The 21066-nt window shown below is 71.7% G+C and carries 20 protein-coding genes; 13 read left to right on the top strand and 7 right to left on the bottom strand.

Annotated elements, in window-relative coordinates:
* Positions 1-71: 71 nt before the first annotated feature.
* Positions 72-1232 (bottom strand): L-rhamnose isomerase, encoded by a 1161-nt coding sequence (gene rhaI / locus GTY56_RS20045; protein ID WP_161366731.1) that lies wholly within the window; start codon positions 1230-1232, stop codon positions 72-74.
* Between the two features lie 260 nt (positions 1233-1492).
* Here rhaI and GTY56_RS20040 point away from each other — a divergent pair, with 260 nt between their 5' ends.
* The 11 genes from GTY56_RS20040 (at position 1493) to GTY56_RS19990 (ending at position 13037) form a co-directional block, all read left to right on the top strand.
* On the top strand, positions 1493-3010 hold the full coding sequence (locus GTY56_RS20040; protein ID WP_161366730.1) for a sugar ABC transporter ATP-binding protein: 1518 nt from the start codon (positions 1493-1495) through the stop codon (positions 3008-3010).
* Positions 3007-4047, top strand: a complete 1041-nt coding sequence (locus tag GTY56_RS20035; RefSeq protein WP_161366729.1) for an ABC transporter permease — start codon at positions 3007-3009, stop codon at positions 4045-4047. Before GTY56_RS20040 ends, GTY56_RS20035 begins: the two co-directional genes overlap by 4 nt.
* On the top strand, positions 4040-5050 hold the full coding sequence (locus tag GTY56_RS20030; protein WP_161366728.1) for an ABC transporter permease: 1011 nt from the start codon (positions 4040-4042) through the stop codon (positions 5048-5050). The genes GTY56_RS20035 and GTY56_RS20030 overlap by 8 nt, the downstream gene beginning before the upstream one ends.
* 29 nt (positions 5051-5079) lie before the next feature.
* Positions 5080-6162, top strand: a complete 1083-nt coding sequence (gene rhaS / locus GTY56_RS20025) for a rhamnose ABC transporter substrate-binding protein (protein ID WP_030845249.1) — start codon at positions 5080-5082, stop codon at positions 6160-6162.
* Between the two features lie 16 nt (positions 6163-6178).
* Positions 6179-6499: an L-rhamnose mutarotase gene (locus tag GTY56_RS20020; RefSeq protein ID WP_033308610.1), complete on the top strand. Its 321-nt coding sequence runs from the start codon at positions 6179-6181 to the stop codon at positions 6497-6499.
* 16 nt (positions 6500-6515) lie between these two features.
* Complete coding sequence (locus GTY56_RS20015) at positions 6516-7940, top strand: BNR repeat-containing protein (RefSeq protein ID WP_161366727.1); 1425 nt, start codon at positions 6516-6518, stop codon at positions 7938-7940.
* A gap of 89 nt (positions 7941-8029) precedes the next feature.
* Complete coding sequence (locus GTY56_RS20010) at positions 8030-9052, top strand: LacI family DNA-binding transcriptional regulator (protein ID WP_161366726.1); 1023 nt, start codon at positions 8030-8032, stop codon at positions 9050-9052.
* Between the two features lie 108 nt (positions 9053-9160).
* The gene (locus tag GTY56_RS20005) at positions 9161-10462 is read left to right on the top strand and encodes an alpha/beta fold hydrolase (RefSeq protein ID WP_161366725.1); all 1302 of its coding nucleotides are present in this window, start codon (positions 9161-9163) and stop codon (positions 10460-10462) included.
* Positions 10463-10490: 28 nt separating this feature from the next.
* Complete coding sequence (locus GTY56_RS20000) at positions 10491-11234, top strand: PIG-L deacetylase family protein (protein ID WP_161366724.1); 744 nt, start codon at positions 10491-10493, stop codon at positions 11232-11234.
* A gap of 33 nt (positions 11235-11267) precedes the next feature.
* Positions 11268-12164, top strand: coding sequence for an RNA polymerase sigma factor SigJ (gene sigJ, locus GTY56_RS19995; RefSeq protein ID WP_161366723.1), 897 nt, complete (start codon positions 11268-11270; stop codon positions 12162-12164).
* Between the two features lie 30 nt (positions 12165-12194).
* Entirely contained in the window at positions 12195-13037 is an 843-nt protein-coding gene (locus GTY56_RS19990) for a pentapeptide repeat-containing protein (RefSeq protein ID WP_202510474.1), read from the top strand.
* On the opposite strand, the gene GTY56_RS19985 is transcribed toward GTY56_RS19990, so the two are convergent.
* Positions 12999-14495, bottom strand: coding sequence for a cytochrome P450 (locus GTY56_RS19985; protein WP_161366721.1), 1497 nt, complete (start codon positions 14493-14495; stop codon positions 12999-13001). The two genes, GTY56_RS19990 and GTY56_RS19985, sit on opposite strands and share 39 nt — an antisense overlap.
* Positions 14496-14604: 109 nt before the next feature.
* Here GTY56_RS19985 and GTY56_RS19980 point away from each other — a divergent pair, with 109 nt between their 5' ends.
* Together GTY56_RS19980 and GTY56_RS19975 are read left to right on the top strand one after the other, a co-directional pair.
* Entirely contained in the window at positions 14605-15213 is a 609-nt protein-coding gene (locus tag GTY56_RS19980) for a TetR/AcrR family transcriptional regulator (RefSeq protein ID WP_161366720.1), read from the top strand.
* 85 nt (positions 15214-15298) lie between these two features.
* A complete protein-coding gene (locus GTY56_RS19975; RefSeq protein ID WP_161366719.1) occupies positions 15299-16027 on the top strand; it encodes a DUF2470 domain-containing protein in 729 nt (242 codons plus the stop codon).
* On the opposite strand, the gene GTY56_RS19970 is transcribed toward GTY56_RS19975, so the two are convergent.
* The 5 genes from GTY56_RS19970 to GTY56_RS19950 all read right to left on the bottom strand — a co-directional run bounded on the left by GTY56_RS19970 (position 15995) and on the right by GTY56_RS19950 (position 20973).
* A complete protein-coding gene (locus GTY56_RS19970; RefSeq protein WP_161366734.1) occupies positions 15995-17188 on the bottom strand; it encodes a lactonase family protein in 1194 nt (397 codons plus the stop codon). The genes GTY56_RS19975 and GTY56_RS19970 overlap by 33 nt on opposite strands.
* 91 nt (positions 17189-17279) lie before the next feature.
* Positions 17280-18386 carry a hypothetical protein gene (locus tag GTY56_RS19965; RefSeq protein WP_161366718.1) on the bottom strand — a complete coding sequence of 369 codons (1107 nt, stop codon included), beginning with the start codon at positions 18384-18386 and terminating at the stop codon, positions 17280-17282.
* Positions 18387-18432: 46 nt separating this feature from the next.
* Positions 18433-19686 carry an FUSC family protein gene (locus GTY56_RS19960; protein ID WP_161366717.1) on the bottom strand — a complete coding sequence of 418 codons (1254 nt, stop codon included), beginning with the start codon at positions 19684-19686 and terminating at the stop codon, positions 18433-18435.
* A 111-nt stretch (positions 19687-19797) separates the two neighbouring features.
* Complete coding sequence (locus GTY56_RS19955) at positions 19798-20292, bottom strand: FBP domain-containing protein (protein WP_161366716.1); 495 nt, start codon at positions 20290-20292, stop codon at positions 19798-19800.
* Positions 20293-20394: 102 nt separating this feature from the next.
* Positions 20395-20973, bottom strand: coding sequence for a PAS domain S-box protein (locus GTY56_RS19950; RefSeq protein ID WP_237524938.1), 579 nt, complete (start codon positions 20971-20973; stop codon positions 20395-20397).
* Positions 20974-21066 lie beyond the last annotated feature (93 nt).

Below are 21066 nucleotides of genomic sequence, written 5' to 3'. Positions count from 1 at the left end.
AGGGGCGCGGGGAACTGCGCGATCAACCACGGTCGACCCGCACCCCGCGGGCAACAGATCCAGGCAGACGCCTACGCGCCCCACCCCGCCTGCTGCCCGCCGACCCGCTCGGCGACGATCTTCTCGGCCCACCCGGACGCCTGGTACGCGGCGATCGGGTTCGCGTCCAGCCCCATCTCGCCCCGGACCTCCGCGAGCAACGGCCGCACATCCGTGTTGTACGCGTCCATGATCACGGCATTCGCCCCGAGCACGTCACCGGCTGCCTGTGCATCGGCCAAAGCGACGCGGTCGATCAGCAGCGCCTTCGCCGTGGCCTCCTGCACGTTCATCACCGACCGGATGATCGCCGGGATCTTCGCCTCGATGTTGTGGCACTGGTCGAGCATGAACGCGACCTCGGGAGAGAAGCCACCGCCCCGCACGACCTCGTACATGATCCGGAACAACTGGAACGGATCCGCGGCCCCGACCATCAGGTCGTCGTCCGCGTAGAAACGGGAGTTGAAGTCGAATCCCCCGAGCTTCCCCTCGCGCAGCAGCGTCGCCACGATGAACTCGATGTTGGTCCCGGGCGCGTGATGCCCCGTGTCGACCACGACCTGCGCCTTCGGCCCGAGCTTCAGACAGTGGGCGTAGGCGGTGCCCCAGTCCGGCACGTCCGTCGTGTAGAACGCCGGCTCGAAGAACTTGTACTCCAGCAGCATCCGCTGCCCGTCCCCGAGCCGCTCGTAGACCTCCGCCAGCCCCTCGGCCAGCCGGTCCTGCCGCCCTCGGATGTCGTCCTGCCCGGGGTAGTTGGTCCCGTCGGCGAACCACAGCTTCAGATCCGTCGAACCGGTCGCGTCCATGATGTCGACGCACTCCAGCAGGTGATCGACGGCCTTGCGCCGCACGGAGGCCTCCGGATGACAGATGCTCCCGAGCTTGTAGTCGTCGTCCTGGAAGGTGTTGGAGTTGATCGCCCCGAGCTTCACGCCCCGCTGCTCGGCATGCCTGGCCAGCGCCGCGTAGTCGTCGACCTTGTCCCACGGGATGTGCAGGGCCACGGTCGGGGCGACGCCCGTGAACTCGTGCACCTTCGCCGCGTCGTCCAGCTTCTCGAACGGGGTGCGCGGCACACCCTGCTGTGCGAACACCTTGAAGCGCGTGCCCGAGTTCCCGTACGCCCACGACGGCGTCTCGACGGCCTGTGTCTTGAGAGCGGCCTTCGCCGCGGCGAGCTCGGTCACGTCAGGCTCCTGTGACATGGGTCGTGACGACCACTGAATGAAACGATTCAGGACGCGAAGCTATGGGCCCCCCGGAGGGGTGTCAACCCCTGCGGCCAAGACGCCTTCCCGTGATCGGCGCGTGACCTTCTGTCCTCGAAACTTTTTCGACCGGAACCCATTGACGTGACATGCGCGGCCCGCCTAACGTCCCGGCAACCCAGTTGAAACCTTTCACGACGCCGAGAGGGCCGACCCGCCGGCGTCGTCGAGGAGCCCTCATGACCCACCCGTCCATCACGGGTCCGGCCCCGGTCCTCGCACTGAAGGACGTTTCCAAGTCCTTCGGCGCGGTCCGCGCACTGCGGGACGTCTCCCTGGAGCTGTTTCCGGGGGAGGTGCACGCACTCGCCGGTGAGAACGGTGCCGGCAAGTCCACCCTCATCAAGACCCTCGCCGGGGTGCACCGCCCGGACGCCGGCCAGGTGCTGCTCGACGGTGCGCCCGTCGCCTTCCACGGCCCCGGCGACGCCCGCGACGCCGGCATCGCCGTGATCTACCAGGAGCCCACGCTCTTCCCCGACCTGTCGATCGCCGAGAACATCTACATGGGCCGCCAGCCGCGCCGCGCCCTCGGCCGGATCGACCACAAGGCCACCCACAACGCGACGGCCGCCCTGATGGAGCGCCTCGGTGTCGAACTCGACCCCGACCGGCCCGCCCGCGGCCTGTCCATCGCCGACCAGCAGATCGTCGAGATCGCCAAGGCCCTCTCCTTCGACGCCCGGGTCCTGATCATGGACGAGCCGACGGCCGCCCTCACCGGCAGCGAGGTCGCCCGCCTCTTCGGCGTCGTGCGCACCCTGCGCGACCAGGGCGCCGCCGTGCTGTTCATCTCCCACCGGCTGGAGGAGATCTTCGAGATCTGCCGGCGGGTCACCACCCTGCGCGACGGCGCGTGGATCGCCAGCGAGCCGCTGGAGGGCATGACCGAGGACGACCTGGTGCGCCGCATGGTCGGCCGCGACCTCGAGGAGCTGTACCCCAAGCAGGAGGTCGAGCCGGGCGAGGTCGCCCTGAGCGTGCGCCGGCTGACCCGCGAGGGCGTGTTCACCGATGTCTCCTTCGAGGTCCGGCACGGCGAGATCGTCGGTCTGGCCGGACTTGTCGGCGCCGGGCGCACGGAGGTCGCCCGGGCCGTGTTCGGCATCGACCGCTGGGACGCCGGAGAGGTCTCCGTCGACGGCAAGGCCCTGGTCAACGGCGCCCCGTCCACCGCGATGTCCGCCGGACTCGCCCTGGTGCCGGAAGACCGGCGCGCCCAGGGCCTGGTGATGGACATGTCGATCGAGCGGAACATCGGCCTCACCGGGCTCCGCACGACCGTGAAGGCCGGCCTCATGGACCGCGGCGCCGAGCGCAGCCGCTCCCTCGACTGGGCCGTCAGGCTCCAGGTGAAGTACGCCCGGATCGCCGACACCGTCAACACGCTCTCCGGCGGAAACCAGCAGAAGGTCGTGCTCGCCAAGTGGCTGGCCACCGGCCCGAAGGTGCTGATCGTCGACGAGCCCACCCGCGGCATCGACGTCGGCACCAAGGCCGAGGTGCACCGGCTGCTGTCCCAGCTGGCCGCCGACGGCGTGGCCGTCCTGATGATCTCCTCCGACCTGCCCGAGATCCTCGGCATGGCCGACCGCGTACTGGTGATGCACGAGGGCCGCCTCACCGCCGAGATCCCCCGCACCGACGCCACCGAGGAGACCGTGATGGCCGCAGCCACCGGGAGGGCCGCCGCATGACGGTCGTCACCCCGCAGGAAGCCCCCGTGGCCGACGTGCCCAAGTCGAGCGGAACCCGGCTGGTCGACCGCGTCTTCAAGATGCGCGAACTCGCCATCCTGCTCGTCTTCCTGGTGATGATCGCCGTCACCCAGGCCGGCAACAGCGAGTTCCTGTCCGAACAGGGCATCAAGGACCTGTTGCTCAACGCGACGATCCTGGTCCTGGTCGCCACCGGCCAGTCCCTCGTCGTCATCACCCGCAACGTCGACCTGTCCGTCGGATCCACGCTCGGCATCAGTGCGTTCGCCGCCGGCGTCCACCTCCAGGGCGGTGGAAACCCCGTCGTGGCGATCGCCCTGGCCGTGCTGCTCGGGATCGGCTTCGGACTGCTCAACGGACTGCTCGTCAGCCTCGGTCAGGTGCCCGCGCTCGTCGTCACCCTCGGCACGCTCTACATCATCCGCGGCATCGACTCCATCTGGGTCGGCTCCCGCCAGATCACCGCGGCCGATCTGCCCGGCGGATTCGTCGACTTCGGCTCCGGAGGCATCTCGGCGGTGCCGTACCTGGCGCTGATCGCGCTGGCGGTGCTCGTCGCCACCGCCTACTACCTCAAGCACTTCGCAAGCGGACGCGAGCTGTACGCGCTCGGCTCCAATCCCGAGGCCGCCCGCCTCGCCGGCATCCCCGTCCGCAAGCGGATCCTCGCCGCCTACACCTTCTGCGGCGCCCTCGCCGGACTCGCCGGCGCGATGTACCTCGCCCGGTTCGGCAACGTCGACTCCGGCACCGGCAACGGCTACGAACTCACCGTCGTCAGCGCGGTCGTGGTCGGCGGCGTCGTCTTCACCGGCGGCTCCGGCAGCGTCTACGGCGCGGCCCTCGGCGCACTGCTGCTGACCTCCATCAACAGCGTGCTGCCCGCCCTCGGCGTCAGCTCCGTCTGGGTGCTCGCCATCAACGGCATCCTGCTCATCCTCGCCATCGCGGTCGACCGGGTCGTCGCGCTGCGCGTGGCCTCCGCCCTGAAGAAGAGGAACGCCCGCCATGGCTGACATCTCCCCGAGCCGAGCGGCCGGCTGGTCCGGCCTGAAGAGGTGGGATTCCGCCGTCGGCGCCCTGCTCGTCGTGGTCCTGCTGTTCTCCTTCGGCTTCGTCGACGGATTCGGCAACGCGCTCAACCTGTCGTTCCTGATCGGCAACACCCTGCCGATCGCGCTGATCGCCCTGCCGATGACCCTGCTGGTCGTCTCCGGTGAGATCGACCTGTCGGTCGCCTCCACGGCCGGTCTGTCCGGTGCCGTGATGGGCGCCCTGTGGAACCAGGGCATGACCATCGAGACGATCATCCCGATCTGCCTGCTGCTCGGTGTCGTGTGCGGGCTGGTCAACGGTCTGCTGGTGACCAGGCTGGGGCTGCCGTCCCTCGCCGTCACCATCGGCACGCTGGCCGCCTACCGGGGCATCGCGCAGATCGTGCTCGGCTCCGACGCGGTGACCGACTTCCCGACGCAGTACCTGGACTTCGCGGCCGGGCGCATCGGGGACACCTTCATCCCGTACGCACTGCTGCCGTTCCTCGTCCTGCTCGCCATCGCCGTGGTCGCGCTGCACGCCACACCGTTCGGACGCTCGCTGTTCGCGATCGGGGCGAGCGAGGAGGCGGCGCGGTTCGCCGGCATCCGGGTCAAGCGGCAGAAGCTGATCCTTTTCACGCTGACCGGGCTGATGGCCTCGCTGACCGGCGTCTTCTGGGCGCTGCACTACGCCAGCGCCCGCTACGACAACGCCACCGGCCTCGAACTGTCCGTCGTGGCCGCCGTGTTGCTCGGCGGCATCGACTTCGACGGCGGCAAGGGCACACTGGGCGGCGCGATCGCCGGGGTGTTCCTCCTCGGCGCGCTGCAGAACGTGATGAGCCTCCAGGACGTGTCCGCCCAGTCCCAGATCGTCGTCACCGGCATCCTGCTCGTTCTGTCCGTGCTCGGCCCCCGGGTCCTGCGGCAGATCTCCACAGCGAGGGCGGGCCGCAGAGCCGCCTCGACTCCCACCTCGTAACCAGCCCTTCCTCGTAAAGGACCAACGCCATGCGTAAGTCAACCCTGCGCCGCAGCTGCGCGGCCCTCGCCACCGCCACCTCCCTCGCGCTCGCGCTCACCGCCTGCGGCGGCACCACCAAGAAGGACGTCGCGGACGAGGGCGCCTCCGCCGCCACCGCCGGCAAGGCCGACCCGAACGCGGCCACCAAGAAGGGCCTCACCGTCGGGTTCCTGCCCAAGCAGGTCAACAACCCGTACTTCACCAGCGCCGACAAGGGCGGCGAGAAGGCGCTCAAGGAGCTGGGCTCCAGCTACAAGGAGGTCGGCCCGTCCAGCGCGACCGACACCGCGGGGCAGGTCTCCTACGTCAACACGCTCACCCAGCAGCAGGTCGACGCCATGGCCGTCTCCGCGCAGGACCCCGGTGCGCTGTGCACCGCGCTCAAGCAGGCCATGAAGAACGACATCAAGGTCGTCACCTACGACTCCGACACCACACCCGACTGCCGCAACGCCTTCGTCTCCCAGGCCTCCGCCGAGGACCTGGGCCGCACCGAGGTGCAGCTGCTCGCCAAGCAGATCGGCTACAAGGGCGAGATCGCGATCCTGTCCGCCGCGCAGACCGCGACGAACCAGAACACCTGGATCGACTTCATGAAGGACGAGCTGAAGAAGCCCGAGTACAAGAACATGAAGCTGGTGAAGACCGCGTACGGCAACGACGACGCCCAGCAGTCCTTCCAGCAGACCCAGGGCCTGCTCCAGGAGTACCCGAACCTGAAGGGGATCATCTCCCCGACCACCGTCGGCATCAAGGCCGCCGCCCAGTACCTGTCGGGCTCCAAGTACAAGGGCAAGGTCAAGCTGACCGGCCTCGGCACCCCCAACGACATGCGCAAGTACGTCAAGAACGGGACCGTCGAGGCGTTCGAGCTGTGGGACCCGGCCAAGCTCGGCGAGCTGGCCGCCCGCACCGCCGTCGCCCTGTCCTCCGGGCAGATCACCGGCAAGGAGGGCGAGACCTTCAAGGCCGGCTCCATGGGCGAGTACACCATCGGCAAGGACGGCGTGATCAGCCTCGGCAAGCCGACCGTCTTCGACGCCAAGAACATCGACCAGTTCAACTTCTAGATCCTGGGGGTCGTTGATGCAGCGCGTGTGCTTCCTGCTGAAGGTCCGGGCGGAGCGCCTCGACGAGTACCGCGAGCGGCACGCCGCGGTATGGCCCGAGATGCTCCAGGCGCTCTCGGAGACCGGCTGGCACAACTACTCGCTCTTCCTGCGCGAGGACGGACTGCTCGTCGGCTACCTGGAGACCGAGGACTTCGCGGCCGCCCGGGCCGCCATGGAAGCCACCGACGTCAACGCCCGCTGGCAGGCGGAGATGGCGCCGTTCTTCGAGTCGCTGGACGGCGCCCGGCCCGACGAGGCCATGAAACCCCTCACCGAAGTGTTCCACCTCGCATGACGATGGAGTCGACGAGATGCACAGACGTACCTTGCTGGCCGCCGCCCTTGCGGGAGCAGTGGTGACCCCCGCCTTCGCCGCCGGCACGGCACGGGCCGCCGATCCCGGCCCCTCGGTCACCCGGACCGGCACCACCACGCTCGACGCCCAGGCCCTCTTCTTCGTGTCCTACGACGGGCTGGTCAACAACAACGCGTTCCAGAAGAACGGCCTGCTGACCTACAAGGGCTACCAGTACGCCGTCTGGTACACCGCCGACCGCAACGCCGTCGTCGGCCGCCGCGCCCTCGGTGCCAGTTCCTGGTCGACCGTGAAGGTCGGGCACACCCTGCGGTACAACGACTCCCACAACGTCATCTCCATGGGCGTCTCCAAGGTCGACGGCCGGCTGCACCTCAACATGGACTCCCACAGCGACGGCTTCACCTACGTCAAGTCGGTCGCCGGGCTCATGGACAACCCCGGGAGTCTGAGCTGGACCGCGAGCCGCTTCGGCGCACCCCAGTCGACGCTCGACGGCCTGGCGCTGACCTCGCAGTTCACCTACCCCCAGTTCGTCTCCACCCCGGACGGCAAGCTCCAGCTGAGCTACCGCGTCGCCGTCTCCGGCAACGGCCGCAACGCCCTCGCCGAGTACGACGGCACGAAGTGGACCAACCTCGGCGAGTGGTCCAGCTCGACCGGCACGTACACCAGCGAGCACGGCTCCTCGACGGCCCGCAACATGTACCTGCACGGCATCGACTACGACCGCAACGGCCGCCTGCACTCCTTCTTCACCTGGCGCGAGCAGAACGGCGCCGTCATGTGCAACAGCGGTGGCATCACCAACCACGACACCGGCTACGTCTACTCCGACGACCGGGGCCGCACCTGGCGCAACAACGCCGGCACCGTCGTCGGCGTCACCGGCGGCTCCGACAAGGTGTCCGTGACCGACGCCGGCCTGGTCGTGGACCCGCTCAACCCGGACCACTCCCTGATGAACCAGGAGAGCCAGTTCACCGACTCCGCGGGCCGGCCGCACGCGATCATCTCCTACGTCCCGGGCCGCTTCGGCCAGTGCACCACGAACTACGTCGCGAACCGGACCGCGAACGGCCGCGCCTTCCACGTCCGCAGGAACGCCTCCGGCACCTGGCAGAAGACCGAGATACCGGTCCCGCTGAACTCCAGCCAGCGCACCAAGTTGCTCCTGGACAAGTACGACAACGCGTACGCCGTCTTCCCCTTCGGGCGGATCGCCGGCGCCTCGGCGGCCTCCGGGTACACCGACTGGAAGATCCTCTTCGACGGCAGCGGCCTGAGTGCCTTCGGAGAGGTCGTCATCGACGAGACGCGGGTCGCGCAGGACGGGGTGCTGTCCTTCATGTACCAGGAGAAGTCCAGCGGTACGACGCCCTCGGCGCTGCACGTGATCGACTTCCGCCTGCCCGCCTGACCGCATCCGGTTCCCGGGGCGGCGTGCCGGTAGTGTGAAGCCGCCCCGGCCGCCGCCCCCCTTCGTCTCCCTCTGGAGGTCCCTGCCCGATGGCCCAGTCGGTGGGTATCAAGGACGTCGCCCGCGTCGCCGGAGTCTCCGTCGGCACGGTCTCGAACGTGATCAACCGCCCGGACACGGTCGCGACCGAGACCCGGGCCCGGGTGCTGTCCGCGATAGACCGGCTCGGTTACGTCCGCAGCGAGTCGGCCCGCCAGCTGCGCGCCGGCCGCAGCCGCATCATGGGGCTGCTCGTCCTCGACATGGGCAACCCCTTCTTCGTCGACGTGGCGCGCGGGGCCGAGCGCGCCGCCCGCCGGGCCGGACTCGGCGTGATGGTCTGCAACAGTGCCCAGGACCCGGGCGAGGAAGCCGAGTACCTGTCCCTCTTCGCCGAGCAGCGGGTGCGCGGTGTGCTGCTCACGCCCGCCGACGCGACCGGCCGCACCATCGAGGCGTTCCGCCGGCACGGCATCCCGTTCGTCCTGGTCGACCGGGTCGCCGAGGGCACCACCGAGTGCTCCGTCTCCGTCGACGACGTGGCGGGCGGCGCCCTGGCCGTACGCCACCTCGTCGACGCCGGGCACCGCTCCCTCGCGTATGTGAGCGGCCCGCCCGGCCTCAACCAGGTCCGCGACCGGCGCACCGGCGCCCTCGAAGCGCTCGCCGAGGCCGGGCTCGGGCCCGACGCGCTGCGCGAACTGCCCACCGAGCGGCTGGACGTCGCCGCCGGCCGCGACGCCGGGGCCCGCCTCCTCGGCCTCGCCGACCGGCCGACCGCCGTGTTCTGCGCCAATGACCTGCTCGCCCTCGGCGTACTCCAGGCCATGTACGCGGCCGGTGTCGGCGTCCCCGACGACCTCGCCATCGTCGGCTACGACGACATCGAGTTCGCCGCCGCCGCTGCCGTCCCGCTCACCTCGGTGCGCCAGCCCGCCGTCACCATGGGCGCCATGGCCGCCGACCTGCTCCTGGAGGAGACGGAGGAGGGCGCGGGGCGGCCGCACGAGCACCGCAGGGTCGTCCTCCAGCCCGAGCTGGTGGTCCGCCGCTCCAGCCTGTCCGCCCGCTGAGTCTGAACCGCCGTTCAGCAAGGTTTCATGATCGAAGGGCTCACGAGCGGACGTTCACTGTGATGAACTGGGACGCGGCCCGAAAATCCGTCCGTCCCGGGAGCCCTGTTGACCCACAGTTACCGCCAGCCCGGAGTCGTCCTCACCGACCGCCGCTTCACCGTCCCCCTCGACCACGACCGCCCCGGCGGCGAGACGATCGAGCTGTACGCCCGCGAGGTCGTCGCGAGCGACAGGACGCACCAGGACCTCCCGTGGCTGCTCTACCTCCAGGGCGGCCCCGGCTTCGGCGCGGACCGCTCCGTCGGCCGGCCGGGCTGGCTCGGCAGGGCCCTGAAGGAGTACCGCGTCCTCCTCCTCGACCAGCGCGGCACCGGCCACAGCACACCCGCCAACCGCCAGACGCTCCCGGGGGTCGGCGGCCCGGCCGAGCAGGCCGGCTACCTCACGCACTTCCGCGCCGACGCGATCGTCCGCGACTGCGAGGTCATCCGCGCCGAGGTCACCGGCGGCGCCCCCTGGACCGTCCTCGGCCAGAGCTTCGGCGGCTTCTGTCTCACCAGCTACCTGTCCCTCGCCCCCGAGGGCCTGGCGACGGCCGTGATCACCGGCGGTCTGCCCTCCCTGGACGCCCACGCCGACGACGTCTACCGGGCCGCCTTCCCGCGCATCGAACGCAAGGTCGCCGCCCACTACGCCCGCTACCCGCAGGACGCCGAACGCGCCCGCCGCATCGCCGACCATCTGCTGCACCACGACGTGGTCCTGGCAGGCGGCTACCGGCTCACCGTCGAGGCCTTCCAGTCCCTCGGCATCGTCCTCGGCGCCGGCGACGGCACCCACCGCCTGCACTACCTCCTGGAGAACGCCTTCGTCCGCACCCCGCAGGGCTCCACGCTCTCCGACGCGTTCCTGGAGCAGACGCAGGCCATGCTCTCCTACGCCCGCCACCCGCTGTACGCCCTGATCCACGAGTCGATCTACGGCCAGGACGCCCGGCCCACCGACTGGTCGGCCGAGCGGGTCCGCGCCGAGTTCCCGCAGTTCGACGCCGCCAAGGCGCTCGCGGGCGACGAGCCCCTCCTGTTCACGGGAGAATCGATTCACCCCTGGATGTTCGAGTGCGACCCGGCCCTGCGCCCGCTGCGCGAGACCGCCGACCTGCTCGCCGCCCGCACCGACTGGACGCCCCTGTACGACCCGGCCCGCCTCGCCGCCAACGAGGTACCGGTCGTGGCCGCCGTCTACCACGACGACATGTACGTCGACACGGCCCAGTCCTTGCGCACCGCCCGCACGATCCGGGGGCTGCGCACCTGGATCACGGACGAGTTCGAGCACGACGGCATCCGCACCGGCGGCCCCCGCGTCCTCGACCGGCTGCTGGCCCTCGTGCGGGACGAGGCGTGATGCCGGTGGCGGGGACTAACCTGCCGACATGACGGAGCCGACGAGCACGCAACTCCAGCCCATGCCGGGCGACTGGCGGCGCGCCCTCGCGGTCGTGGCCCACCCCGACGACCTCGAGTACGGCTGCTCCGCGGCGATCGCGGCCTGGACCGACGAGGGCCGCGAGGTCGCCTACGTCCTCGCGACCCGGGGCGAGGCGGGCATCGACACCATCGAGCCCGCGCGGTGCGGGCCGCTGCGCGAGCGCGAGCAGCGGGCGAGCGCGGCAGTGGTCGGCGTGTCGGAGGTGGAGTTCCTCGACCACGCGGACGGCGTCATCGAATACGGCACCGCCCTGCGCCGCGACATCGCCGCCGCCATCCGCCGGCACAGGCCCGAGCTGGTCATCACGCTCAACCACCGCGACACCTGGGGCGGCGTCGCCTGGAACACCCCGGACCACGTGGCCGTGGGCCGGGCCACGCTCGACGCGGCCGGCGACGCCGGGAACCGGTGGATCTTCCCCGAGCTCGTCGAGCAGGGCCTCGACCCCTGGGACGGCGTGCGCTGGGTCGCGGTCGCGGGTTCCAGCAGCCCCACCCACGCCGTCGACGCGACGGCCGGCATGGAGCGCGCGGTGGCGTCCCTGCTGGAACACCGCAGCTACATCGAGGTGTTGACCGACGAGGACCCGGAGACGTACGTCCGCGGTTTCCTGACCGGGCACGCCGAGGCCATGGGGGAGCGGTTCGGGGGCAGGCCCGCGGTGACGTTCGAACTGTTCAGCAGATGATCAGCGGTTGATCGACGGATGACGGGGGAGACCATGAGGGGCAGCGAGGAACTGGCCGGGCGGTTCGAGGAGCACCGCGGCCACCTGAAGGCGGTCGCCTACCGCATGCTGGGGTCACTGGCCGAGGCGGAGGACGCCGTCCAGGAGACCTGGCTGCGGCTGAGCCGCTCCGACGCGGACGACATCGGGAACCTGGGCGGCTGGCTGACGACCGTGACCGGCCGCATCTGCCTGGACCTGCTGCGCTCGCGCGCCGCACGCCACGAGGAACCGATCGGCGACGCCTTCGTCCCGGACCCGGTGCTCAGGCCTCTGGCGCACGTGGTCGACCCTGCGGAGGAGGTGCTCCAAGCCGACTCGGTGGGCCTGGCCCTGCTCGTCGTGCTGGAGAACCTGACGCCCGACGAGCGGCTCGCCTTCGTGCTGCACGACATGTTCGCCGTGCCGTTCGACGACATCGCGCCGATCGTGGAGCGCAGCGCGGCCGCGACCCGGCAGCTGGCGAGCCGTGCCCGTCGCCGGGTGCGCGGGGCCACCCCGTCGGCCGATCCCGACCTCGGGCGGCAGAAGCAAGTGCTCGACGCCTTCCTGGCGGCTTCGCGCGGCGGTGATTTCGAGGCGTTGCTGGAACTGCTGCACCCGGACGTGGTGCTGCGGGCCGACTCGGGGGCGCTCGTGCGGGGCGCGGCCGCGTCCAAGGTCGTCCAGGGCGCCAAGACGGTGGCGGAGCAGGCGCTGATGTTCGCCCGCTACGCGCAGGCCGCTCAGCTGGTGCTGGTCAACGGCTCGGTCGGGGTGGTCAACGCGCCCGACGGCCGCGTGCAGTCGGTCATGGGCGTCACGATCACGGACGGCCGCATCACCGGCCTGTACATCCTGGCCGATCCCGAGCGGCTGGAGCGTCTGGAGGTGCCCCGGCCGGCGGTGTGACCGGAATACGCCCGTCAGTTGTCGTTCCGTATGCTGAACGGCATGCGAGAACACCAGGCTGAGCAGGCGGAACTGCGCGGCGACTGCGAGCGGTGCTTCGGGCTGTGCTGCGTGGCCCTGCCCTTCGCCGCCTCGGCCGACTTCGCGGTGGACAAGGCCGCCGGCACGCCCTGCCGCAACCTCCGGGAGGACCACCGCTGCGGCATCCACGCCCGGCTCCGGCAGAAAGGATTCACCGGCTGCACGGTCTACGACTGCTTCGGCGCCGGGCAGCAGGTCTCGCAGGTCATCTTCGGCGGGCGGGACTGGCGCACCGGGCCGCGGGAGGACGCCCGCCGCATGTTCGAGGTGTTCCCCGTTGTGAGGCAGCTGCACGAGCTGCTGTGGTATCTGACCGAGGCGCTCGCCCTGCCGGCGGCCCGTCCCGTCCGGCCGGAGCTGGACAAGGCCCTGCGCAAGACCCGGGAACTCACCGCGGGAACACCCGAGGAGCTCGCCGGGCTCGACGTGGCGGCGCACCGCCAGGAGGTCAACGTCCTGCTGCTCAGGACGAGCGAGCTGGCCAGGGCCAACACCAAGGGCCGCAAGAAGGACCGCCGGGGAGCGGATCTCATGGGCGCCCGGCTCAGGGGCGCCGACCTGCGCGGTGCCAGCCTCCGCGGCGCCTACCTCATCGCCGCCGACCTCACCGGAGCGGACCTGCGGGGCGCCGATCTGATCGGTGCCGACCTGCGCGACGCGGACCTCACGGACGCCGATCTGACCGGCGCGTTCTTCCTCACCCAGCCTCAGCTGAACGCGGCGCGGGGGAGCGCCGGAACCCGGCTGCCCGGCTCACTCGCCCGCCCCGGTCACTGGACGGCGCAGGTCTGAACCCGGCTCCCGCACCGGCGTGCGGCGCTCCGGGTGCAGCCGCAGGCCCTCCGGCATCAGCGTCAGCCGTTCCGTCACGCGCAGCCGGTAGGCCGGGTCGGCCCGCAGCTCGTAGCGCCGCAGCAGCAGCCCGAGTACCAGGGTGGCCTCGTGCAGTGCGAACTGGCGCCCGATGCACGCCCGGGCGCCCGTCCCGAACGGCTTGAAGGTGTGCGCCGGCCGGGACCGCACGGCCTGCGCGTCGAAGCGGTCGGGGTCGAAGCGCTCGGCGTCGGCGCCCCACACCTCGGGGTCCCGGTGCAGCATCGGCGTCAGCACCAGCGCCCACGCCCCGCGCCGCATCGGGTGCTCCCCGGCCAGTACCGTGTCCTCGCGGGCCTGCCGGGAGAACGCGGGCGCGGTGGGCCACAGCCGCAGGGACTCGTCGAGCACCCGGCGGACGTAGCGCAGCCGGGCCACCTGCTCGTAGGCGGGTTCCGCCGCGTCACCCCACACGTGGTCCACCTCGGCGCGGGCCCGGGCGGCGATCTGGGGGTGGCGGGCGAGGTAGTGCAGGGCGAAGGAGAGTGCGCCGGAGGTCGTCTCGTGGCCCGCGACGAGGAACGTGATGACCTGGCGGCGGACGTTCTGCGGTGACAGCCGTTCCCCGGTGTCGGGATGGGCCGTCTCCAGCATGCGGTCGAGCAGGTCGCCGTCACCGCCGCCGGTGGCGCGCCGGGCCCGGACCAGTTCGTCGACCGTGTGGTTGAGGTGGGCGATGTCGGCCTCGTTGCGGCGGCTCGCGCTCCGCAGCAGCAGCGGGGCCAGCGGGAAGGGCACGGTGTTGAGCCGCTGCGCGTAGGTCAGCGTGCCCACCATCGCCGTCACGAAGGGGTGCGGCCGGGAGCGCTCGAAGGAGCCGAAGTCGTGCCCGAAACCGGTGCGCGCGATCGTCTCCAGCGTCAGCTTGGTCATGTCGCCGGGCACGTCCACCGAGCGGCCCGTCGTCGCCGCCCGGTCCCAGTGCTCCGTCAGGCGCTGCGCGACCGACAGCATCATGGGGTGGTAGCCGGCCATGGCGTCGCGGCTGAACCCCGGCGCGAGCACATCGTGGGCCAGCTGCCAGTTGGGCTCGTGGTTGTACGCCGTGAACAGGCCGTCCCCGGCGACCGGCCGCAGGTTGGCCACGCCGAGCCCCACGTGTTTGGCGAACCGCGACTCGTCCGCGAGGTCCGCCGCGTGCCGGGCGCCCCACACGAAGACGAACTCCTTGCCGAACGCCCGCCGCCGGAAGACCGGGCCCAATCGGCGGGCGTAGCGCATCGACTCCTGCACGGGGGTGCTCCGGTTCACGCCGAGCACGTCACCGAGCAGCGGGACCCTGCGCGGCGGATGCGGAATGCGGTCCAGCTCCGGCCATCCCAGCTCGGCGCTGCGGAACCCCTTGGGCTCCCCGGTCCGTATCGGCGCCTGGGTCATGACCCGATCTCCCTTGCTCCGGCGGCGGGTTCGCATGTGTTGTACGTGAGTTCAATAGCGCGGTTCAGTCTGGTCCCGTTGTTGAACCGACGTCAAGTAAAGTGCGGGCATGGCCGCGAACCAGGGCGGGCGCACGCGCCGCCGGCTCAGTACCGAGGAGCGCCGGGAGCAGCTCCTGTCGGTCGGGGCGCGGCTGTTCTCGGAGAGTCCTTTCGACGACGTGTGGATCGAGCAGGTCGCCGAGATCGCCGGGGTCTCGCGCGGGCTGCTCTACCACTACTTCCCGACCAAACGGGACTTCTTCGCGGCGGTCGTCGAGCGCGAGAGCGAGCGCATGCTGCGCATGACGGCGGCGGTGCCCGGCGTACCGGTCCGTGAGCAACTCGCGGCAGGACTCGAGACGTTCCTGGAGTACGTCCAGGCGCACGCGCACGGCTATCGGGCCTTCCACCGCGCCGACGCGGCCGGGGACCAGGCGGTGCGGAGGGTCTACCAGCGGGCCCTGGCCGCACAGGAACGGCAGATCCTCGCCGCGCTGGCCGCGGACCCCGAGTTCGGCCCGGCCTTCGAGGAGCGGCCGGAGATCCGGCTGGCCGTGCGCGGCTGGCTTGCGTTCACCACGGCCGTCTGTCTGGAGTGGCTGCGCGGCACGGAGTTGGGCCGGGAGCAGGTGCGCGAGCTGTGCGCACGCGCCCTGCTGGGCGTCCTCGCTGTCTGAAAGGTCTCGCAAAGACCGCGTGACGTGGTTGGCGTGCACCCGGATCTTCGATAGGTTAGGTGAGGCTTACCTAAGGAGGTCTGGGATGGGTGACGGCAACCACGGCTGGACAGCGGCTCCCGCCGCCGCGGAGCGGGCGCGCTCGGTGCTCGCCGCCGCGTGGTCCTGCTCCGTGACCGCGGAGGGCACGAAGGAGGAACTGGTCGGCGCGCACACCGTGGGCGAGGACGGTCGCGTGTGGGTGGACGTGCCCGAGGACAGCGCCCTGCTCGCGGCCGCGATCTGCGCGCCCCGCGGCGAGCCGTCCGCGGTGCTGGAGTTCGCCGACGTCGCGCCCGTCCCGGTCCGCAACCGGATCCGCGCCCGGCTGTGGCTCGCGGGCTGGTTCGCCGTCGAGGGCGAGCGGCTCGCCTTCACGCCCACGCGCGTGGTGCTGCGGCAGCCGTCCGGCTCGGTGGTCGTGGACCTCGACGAGTTCGCCGCCGCCGGGCCCGACCCGCTCACCACGGCCGAGGCCCGGTTGCTGACCCACCTCGCCGACTGCCACGCCGACGCCGTCGAGCGGCTCACCCGGCTCGTCGACTCCGACAGCCTGCACGGCGCGGTCCGCGTCCAGCCCCTCGCCGTCGACCGGCACGGGCTGACGCTGCGCATCGAACGTGCCCGCGCCCACGGCGACGTACGCCTCGCCTTCCACGCGCCCGCCGACGACGTCGCACAGCTCACCGAGCGCATGCACATCCTGCTCGGCCAGGCCAGTGCCGCCTCCTGCCCGCGGGCCCTACAGCGGCAGCGCACAGACGGCGACGGGTGAGGGGAACGCCTCGCCCGCGCGCCGCAGTCCGCCGTTCGCCTCGTCCACGTGGAAGACGGTGACGTCGGAGGACTTCTGATTCGCCGCGAACAGCAGTGTGCCCTCCGGAGAGAAGGCGATCTGCCGCGGGAAGTCCCCGCCCACCGGAACCGTCCCGAGCAGCCTGAGCCGGGCGCCGTCCGCCTCGACGGCGTACCGGGTGAGGCTGTTGTGACCCCGGTTGGCGAGATAGGCGTGGCGGCCGTCGGCGGTCACCAGGATCTGCGCGGGGTAGCTGGTGCCCGGACCCGTGCCCGTGGACTGCGCCTCGCCGACCTCCACCCGGCCGGAGGCCCGGTCGTACGAGCAGACCGCCACCGTGTTGTCGGCCTCGTTGGCGAGGTACGCGTACCGGCCGCCCGGGTGGAACGTGAGGTGGCGCGGCCCCGCGCCCGGCCGGGTGTGCGCCTGCGCGACCTCGGTGAGCGTGCCGGCCTTGTCGTCCAGCCGGTACGTGTAGACGGTGTCCGTCCCCAGATCGACGGCGAGGACATGCCCCCCGTCCGGGCTCGTCACGAACTGGTGTGCGTGCGGGCCCTCCTGGCCCGGACCCGGCGGCGGACCGGTGTGCCGGACGAGGTCGGAGCGCTCGCCCAGGGCGCCCGAGGCGTCGATGGGGTGCACGGCCACGCTGCCCGAGCCGTAGTTCGCGCTGAGCAGCCAGCGCCCGCCCGGATGCACCGACAGATGGCAGGGGGCCGCCCCGCCGGTGCTGCGGCTGCCCAGGACCTTCCGGTCGGCCAGCCGGACGGCGGTCACGGCTCCGTCGTCGCGCTCGTCCACGGCGTACAGCGTGCGGCGGTCCGGGTGGAGCGCGAGATACGACGGGTCGCCGACGCCGGTGATGGTGCCGCTGCCGGTGATCCGGCCCGTCGCCGCGTCGTACGTGGCCAGGCCGATGCCCTTGCCGCCGCCCTCGGCGGACGTGTAGGTGCCGAGGTACAGCGGCCGGGGTCCGGAGGGGCGACGGGCCTCCCTCGACGCGCTCGTGCTCGCCTCGGGCTCCGGGGCCGGAGTCGCCGCCGGTTCGGGGGCTTTGTCACAGGCCGGCAGCGCCGCCGCGGCGGCCCCGCCCGCCAGTGCGCCGACGAACCGGCGCCTGCTCCAGCCACCACTGTCCATGTCGCCCCTCAGGTCGTCACTCGTCCCCGTCGTGACAGCCACCTTGACGTTTCAGCGCTCCTGAGTGCAACAACGGCAGGCCCCCGGACGCCTACCAGTCCCCGTCCGCGACCGGTTCGCCCGGGGCGTCCTCGATCTGATGGATCTGCCCCGGTGCGGGCGGCTGCCAGGGCTCGTGATCGTCGCCCAGCCAGTCGCCGACCGGCTTCACGGCCTTGAGCGTGCCGGTGGGGGGAAGGTCCTGCGCGTCCTCGTCGTAGTAGTCGAACCAGGGCAGGCCCGCCCGGGTGTACGCGGCCCGGTCGACCGGCGACGGCGGTGCGGCCTCGCCGGTGATGCGGCGCCACTCCGGCGGAGTCACCAGGTGGACGAAGACCCGGCCCGCGGGTCGCTGAGACCAGTCCGTGAGCGGCCGGTCGTCCTGGTAGACCTCCTGCCGCATGGAACCGCCGACGCCCAGACCCATCGCCGCGGCCGCACGAGGCGGGCCCGCCGGAGCGGCTCCCGGGGCCGGTGCCGGAACCGACCCGGGCGCGGGCGGCGCCGCCATGGGCATCGGAGCGCCGAAGCCGGCCGAGACGGGCGGCGCCGCCATCGGCATCGCGGCGCCGTACCCACCCGGCGGCGGCACCGACCGCTGCCGCTCCGCGCGCTGTCGCTCCTCCTCGCGCCACCGCGCCAGCTCCCGGTCGTTCAGCGCGAAGGCCCGGAGCTGGACCCCGCCCCACACCTCCTCGCCCGTGACCTGCCCCTCCACGGTGGCGCCCAGGCCGAGCGGGACGGCCACGAACTGCCGGACCGTGCCCGTGCCGGAGTTGATGCCGTCCAGCCAGGGCTGGCGGGGGAGCACCACGTAGTTCTGCGGGTCGGGGGAAAGACGGTCGCTCCAGGGCCGGCCCGAGACCGCGCACACCTTGCCGACCCCGACCTGGAGCGCGGCCGGCTCCGTGGTGCCCCCGAAGCTCAGCCACATCGCCTCGCGCAGGTACACCGGCAGCATCACGCCGCCACGGGCCCGCCACGCCTCGGGAACCCTGTCCCCGTAGTCCGCGACCCGCCGCACCGGGAACTCGCCGAGGCCGGGCGGCAGCGGATGGGTGCCGGTCTCCGGAAGGCGCAGGGTGCGGATGAACCGCACGGCGGCCCCGCCCGGCAGCCGCAGTGTGTTCCCGTCGATCCGCACGCTCGTGTCGGCCATCGGCCCGCTCCTCACCTCAGGTGCCGGCCCCCTGCCGGCGTTCCCCTCAGCGAGAACGCCCGCCGAACCCCGCGCGGTTCCGCCACATCTGTTCCGTGACGCCGAGCCGCTCCCGCAGCCTGGTCAGACGGGGCATCCGGGCGCGCTGCTCGCGCGACACACGGTCCAGTTCCTCGAACAGGCGCCGGGTGCGGTGCTCGGTGTCGAGCTCGTCGAGGATGCGGTTGACCTCGGCCAGGACGGCTCCGGGAAGCTGCCAGTGCCCGGGCGCCCGCTCCGCCTCCTCGCGCAGCAGCAGGGCCAGCTTGTCGCGGGTGCCCGCCGCCGTGCGCAGTTCCGCGGCGAGACGCTCCTCCGCCGACTCGGCGCTCGTGCTGAGGTGCGTGGTCACCAGCACCGCGAAACTCACCACGGCGTCGGCGATCTCGGACAGCAGCTGCTCCAGGGCGGCGCCCGTCTCGGCCTCGAACAGCGGCTCGGGTTCGCGCTCCTTGGCGAGGTCGGTGAGGGAACGCGCCAGGACCCGCAGGACGACCGTGCAGATCTCCAGCGTGTCCAGGCCGGTGCGCAGTACGACCCGGTGCAGCACGCTGTCCTGCACGCGCGGGTTGAGCCGCAGACTGTCCTCGGCCTGCCGGAGGGCCGCGTCCACCTCGACGATGTCGTGGTCCAGGCGGCGTGCCTCGTGCAGCTGCTTCTCGGCGCGGTCCACGGGCGTGCCGCCCGCGGCCTCCTCACCCATGCGCAGCATGAGCTGCCGCAGCCGCCGGGCCAGGTCGCCGATCGACTCGCCCGCCTCCTCCACCCACACCGGCGGAGCCAGCAGCAGGTTGCAGGCGAGACCGACGACCGCCCCGATCAGCGTCTCCACCACCCGGGCCCAGGCGGTGTCCCCCACGGTGGTGACGCCGAGGACGAGCATCGCGCTGATCGCGACCTCGGGTACGTACTCCTCGACGCGGACCAGCCGCCCCACGGCCAGCGAGGCCACCAGGAGCAGCGCAAGGCTCCACCAGGTCAGGCCCACCAGCAGGCTGAACGCGATGGCGAGGAGCACGCCGGTCACCACGGCGTTCACCCGCCGGAAACCATTGGTGAGCGTGGCGTACAGCGTCACCTGTACGACCAGAAGGGCCGTCAGGGGAGCGGTGAGGGGCGCCGCCTCGGGGCTCAGGCGCAGCGCGATGACGTAGGCGATCGTCGCAGCGGTCGCCGACCGCAGCGTCTGGACGACCACGGGATCACGACGCTTCCTGACGATCCGCCCGGCCTGCGTCGTCCACTCACGTACCTCTCGCATCCTCGGGCTGTTCCCCTTCCCCGGCGCCTCGAACGCATCCGTCGACCACGTCCGTGCAGGACGCTCACGAAGGACGTTAGTGCCGGGCCGGACCACGGGCGACCGAGGGGGTCAGGCGGACACCTTGTCGAGGAAGGCGGCCAGATGGCCCGTGGTCCGCTCGATCTGCTCCTCCACGGTGAGGCTCTCCTCGAACCGGGAACCGGTCTCCAGCGCCTTCTTCCCGCGTACGTACAGGGAGCAGGCGAGGTCGGTGCACATGTACGCCCCGACGGAGTTGCCCTCACGCCCGGCCGCCCCCGCCTTGCGGGCGGTCATCAGCGAGACCCCGCCCCGTGGGTGGGTCGTCAGGCAGAGCGAACACATGCTGCGGTGCAGGAACCCGCGCTGCGCGGCCTGGAAGCGCATCGACACGCCGACGAGCCGTCCCGCCCGCTCGGTCACCAGATAGCTCCGGTCGGGCGCCCCCGGATCACGCCACCCGAGGAAGTCGAGATCGTCCCAGGGCCGTGTGCCGAGGTCCCGGGGCACGGCCAGGCGCTTGGCCTCGCCCTTCGAGCAGTTGATGAAGGAGGCGCGGATGTCCTGCTCGGTGAGCGGCTGCACGGGAGGCTCCTGGGGAGTGGTCGTCGCGAAACCTAGGGGTCCTAGGTTGTGTGGGCCAGGTCAGGTTAGACAGCGTCGGCACCCAGGGCGACCGGATTTCCGTCAGGCCTCGTCGTCCGGGACACCCGGCGGCCACACCCCCGGGGTCAGCACCCCCAGGGCGTACGCCCGGGCCACCAGTTCCGTGCGGTTGGAGGCGCCCCAGCGGGACGACAGGCGGCGCAGGTGGTAGGTCACCCCGTCCGTGGTGAGGGCCGTCTCCCGGGCCGCCCGGGCCGTGGTGGCGCCGGCGGCCAGAAGCGCCAGGATGCGGGCCTCCATCGGGGTGACCGGGGCCCCCGGCCCGGGCCCGGCGGGGGAGGGGGCGCGTTCGGCGTCCACCCGGAGCATCACCAGCAGCGCGGGGGTGTCCTCGACCGTGTCGCTGACCGGATCCGCCGTCAGTTCGCCGCAGCGCTCCACGCCGCCCGGGGCCCGCCAGCGCACCGACACCTGATAGCGCGAGCGGTGGCGCAGGCGCAGCGCCTGCGCGATGCGCTCCACCTGCGTGGCCTCGCGCGGGCTGAACAGCTCCAGCACGTCACGGCCGCGCAGCCGCCCCGGCGTCGTACCGCACTCCGCTGCCATGGCCGGATTGGCCAGCAGCACCGCCCCGTACACGTCGCACACCGCGACCGGCATCGCGACCCGGTCGAACAGCAGCAGGGCGCGGTTGCGCCACGTCACGGCCTCCTGCCGGGCCAGGTCCACGAGCCTCTCCTGCCATGCCGGGCC

The organism is Streptomyces sp. SID5643 (genome assembly GCF_009872555.1).
Lineage (GTDB): Bacteria > Actinomycetota > Actinomycetes > Streptomycetales > Streptomycetaceae > Streptomyces > Streptomyces iakyrus.
Note: the sequence above shows the minus strand (reverse complement) of the source record. Positions and strands in the feature narration are given on the sequence as shown.

Coding starts and splice junctions, on each gene's coding strand:
- GTY56_RS20040 (WP_161366730.1), top strand. CDS start 1,493: ATGACCCACCCGTCCATCACGGGTCCGGCCCCGGTCCTCGCACTGAAG.
- GTY56_RS20035 (WP_161366729.1), top strand. CDS start 3,007: ATGACGGTCGTCACCCCGCAGGAAGCCCCCGTGGCCGACGTGCCCAAG.
- GTY56_RS20030 (WP_161366728.1), top strand. CDS start 4,040: ATGGCTGACATCTCCCCGAGCCGAGCGGCCGGCTGGTCCGGCCTGAAG.
- rhaS (WP_030845249.1), top strand. CDS start 5,080: ATGCGTAAGTCAACCCTGCGCCGCAGCTGCGCGGCCCTCGCCACCGCC.
- GTY56_RS20020 (WP_033308610.1), top strand. CDS start 6,179: ATGCAGCGCGTGTGCTTCCTGCTGAAGGTCCGGGCGGAGCGCCTCGAC.
- GTY56_RS20015 (WP_161366727.1), top strand. CDS start 6,516: ATGCACAGACGTACCTTGCTGGCCGCCGCCCTTGCGGGAGCAGTGGTG.
- GTY56_RS20010 (WP_161366726.1), top strand. CDS start 8,030: ATGGCCCAGTCGGTGGGTATCAAGGACGTCGCCCGCGTCGCCGGAGTC.
- GTY56_RS20000 (WP_161366724.1), top strand. CDS start 10,491: ATGACGGAGCCGACGAGCACGCAACTCCAGCCCATGCCGGGCGACTGG.
- sigJ (WP_161366723.1), top strand. CDS start 11,268: ATGAGGGGCAGCGAGGAACTGGCCGGGCGGTTCGAGGAGCACCGCGGC.
- GTY56_RS19990 (WP_202510474.1), top strand. CDS start 12,195: ATGCTGAACGGCATGCGAGAACACCAGGCTGAGCAGGCGGAACTGCGC.
- GTY56_RS19985 (WP_161366721.1), bottom strand. CDS start 14,495: ATGACCCAGGCGCCGATACGGACCGGGGAGCCCAAGGGGTTCCGCAGC.
- GTY56_RS19980 (WP_161366720.1), top strand. CDS start 14,605: ATGGCCGCGAACCAGGGCGGGCGCACGCGCCGCCGGCTCAGTACCGAG.
- GTY56_RS19975 (WP_161366719.1), top strand. CDS start 15,299: ATGGGTGACGGCAACCACGGCTGGACAGCGGCTCCCGCCGCCGCGGAG.
- GTY56_RS19970 (WP_161366734.1), bottom strand. CDS start 17,188: ATGGACAGTGGTGGCTGGAGCAGGCGCCGGTTCGTCGGCGCACTGGCG.
- GTY56_RS19965 (WP_161366718.1), bottom strand. CDS start 18,386: ATGGCCGACACGAGCGTGCGGATCGACGGGAACACACTGCGGCTGCCG.
- GTY56_RS19960 (WP_161366717.1), bottom strand. CDS start 19,686: ATGCGAGAGGTACGTGAGTGGACGACGCAGGCCGGGCGGATCGTCAGG.
- GTY56_RS19950 (WP_237524938.1), bottom strand. CDS start 20,973: ATGCCGGTCGCGGTGTGCGACGTGTACGGGGCGGTGCTGCTGGCCAAT.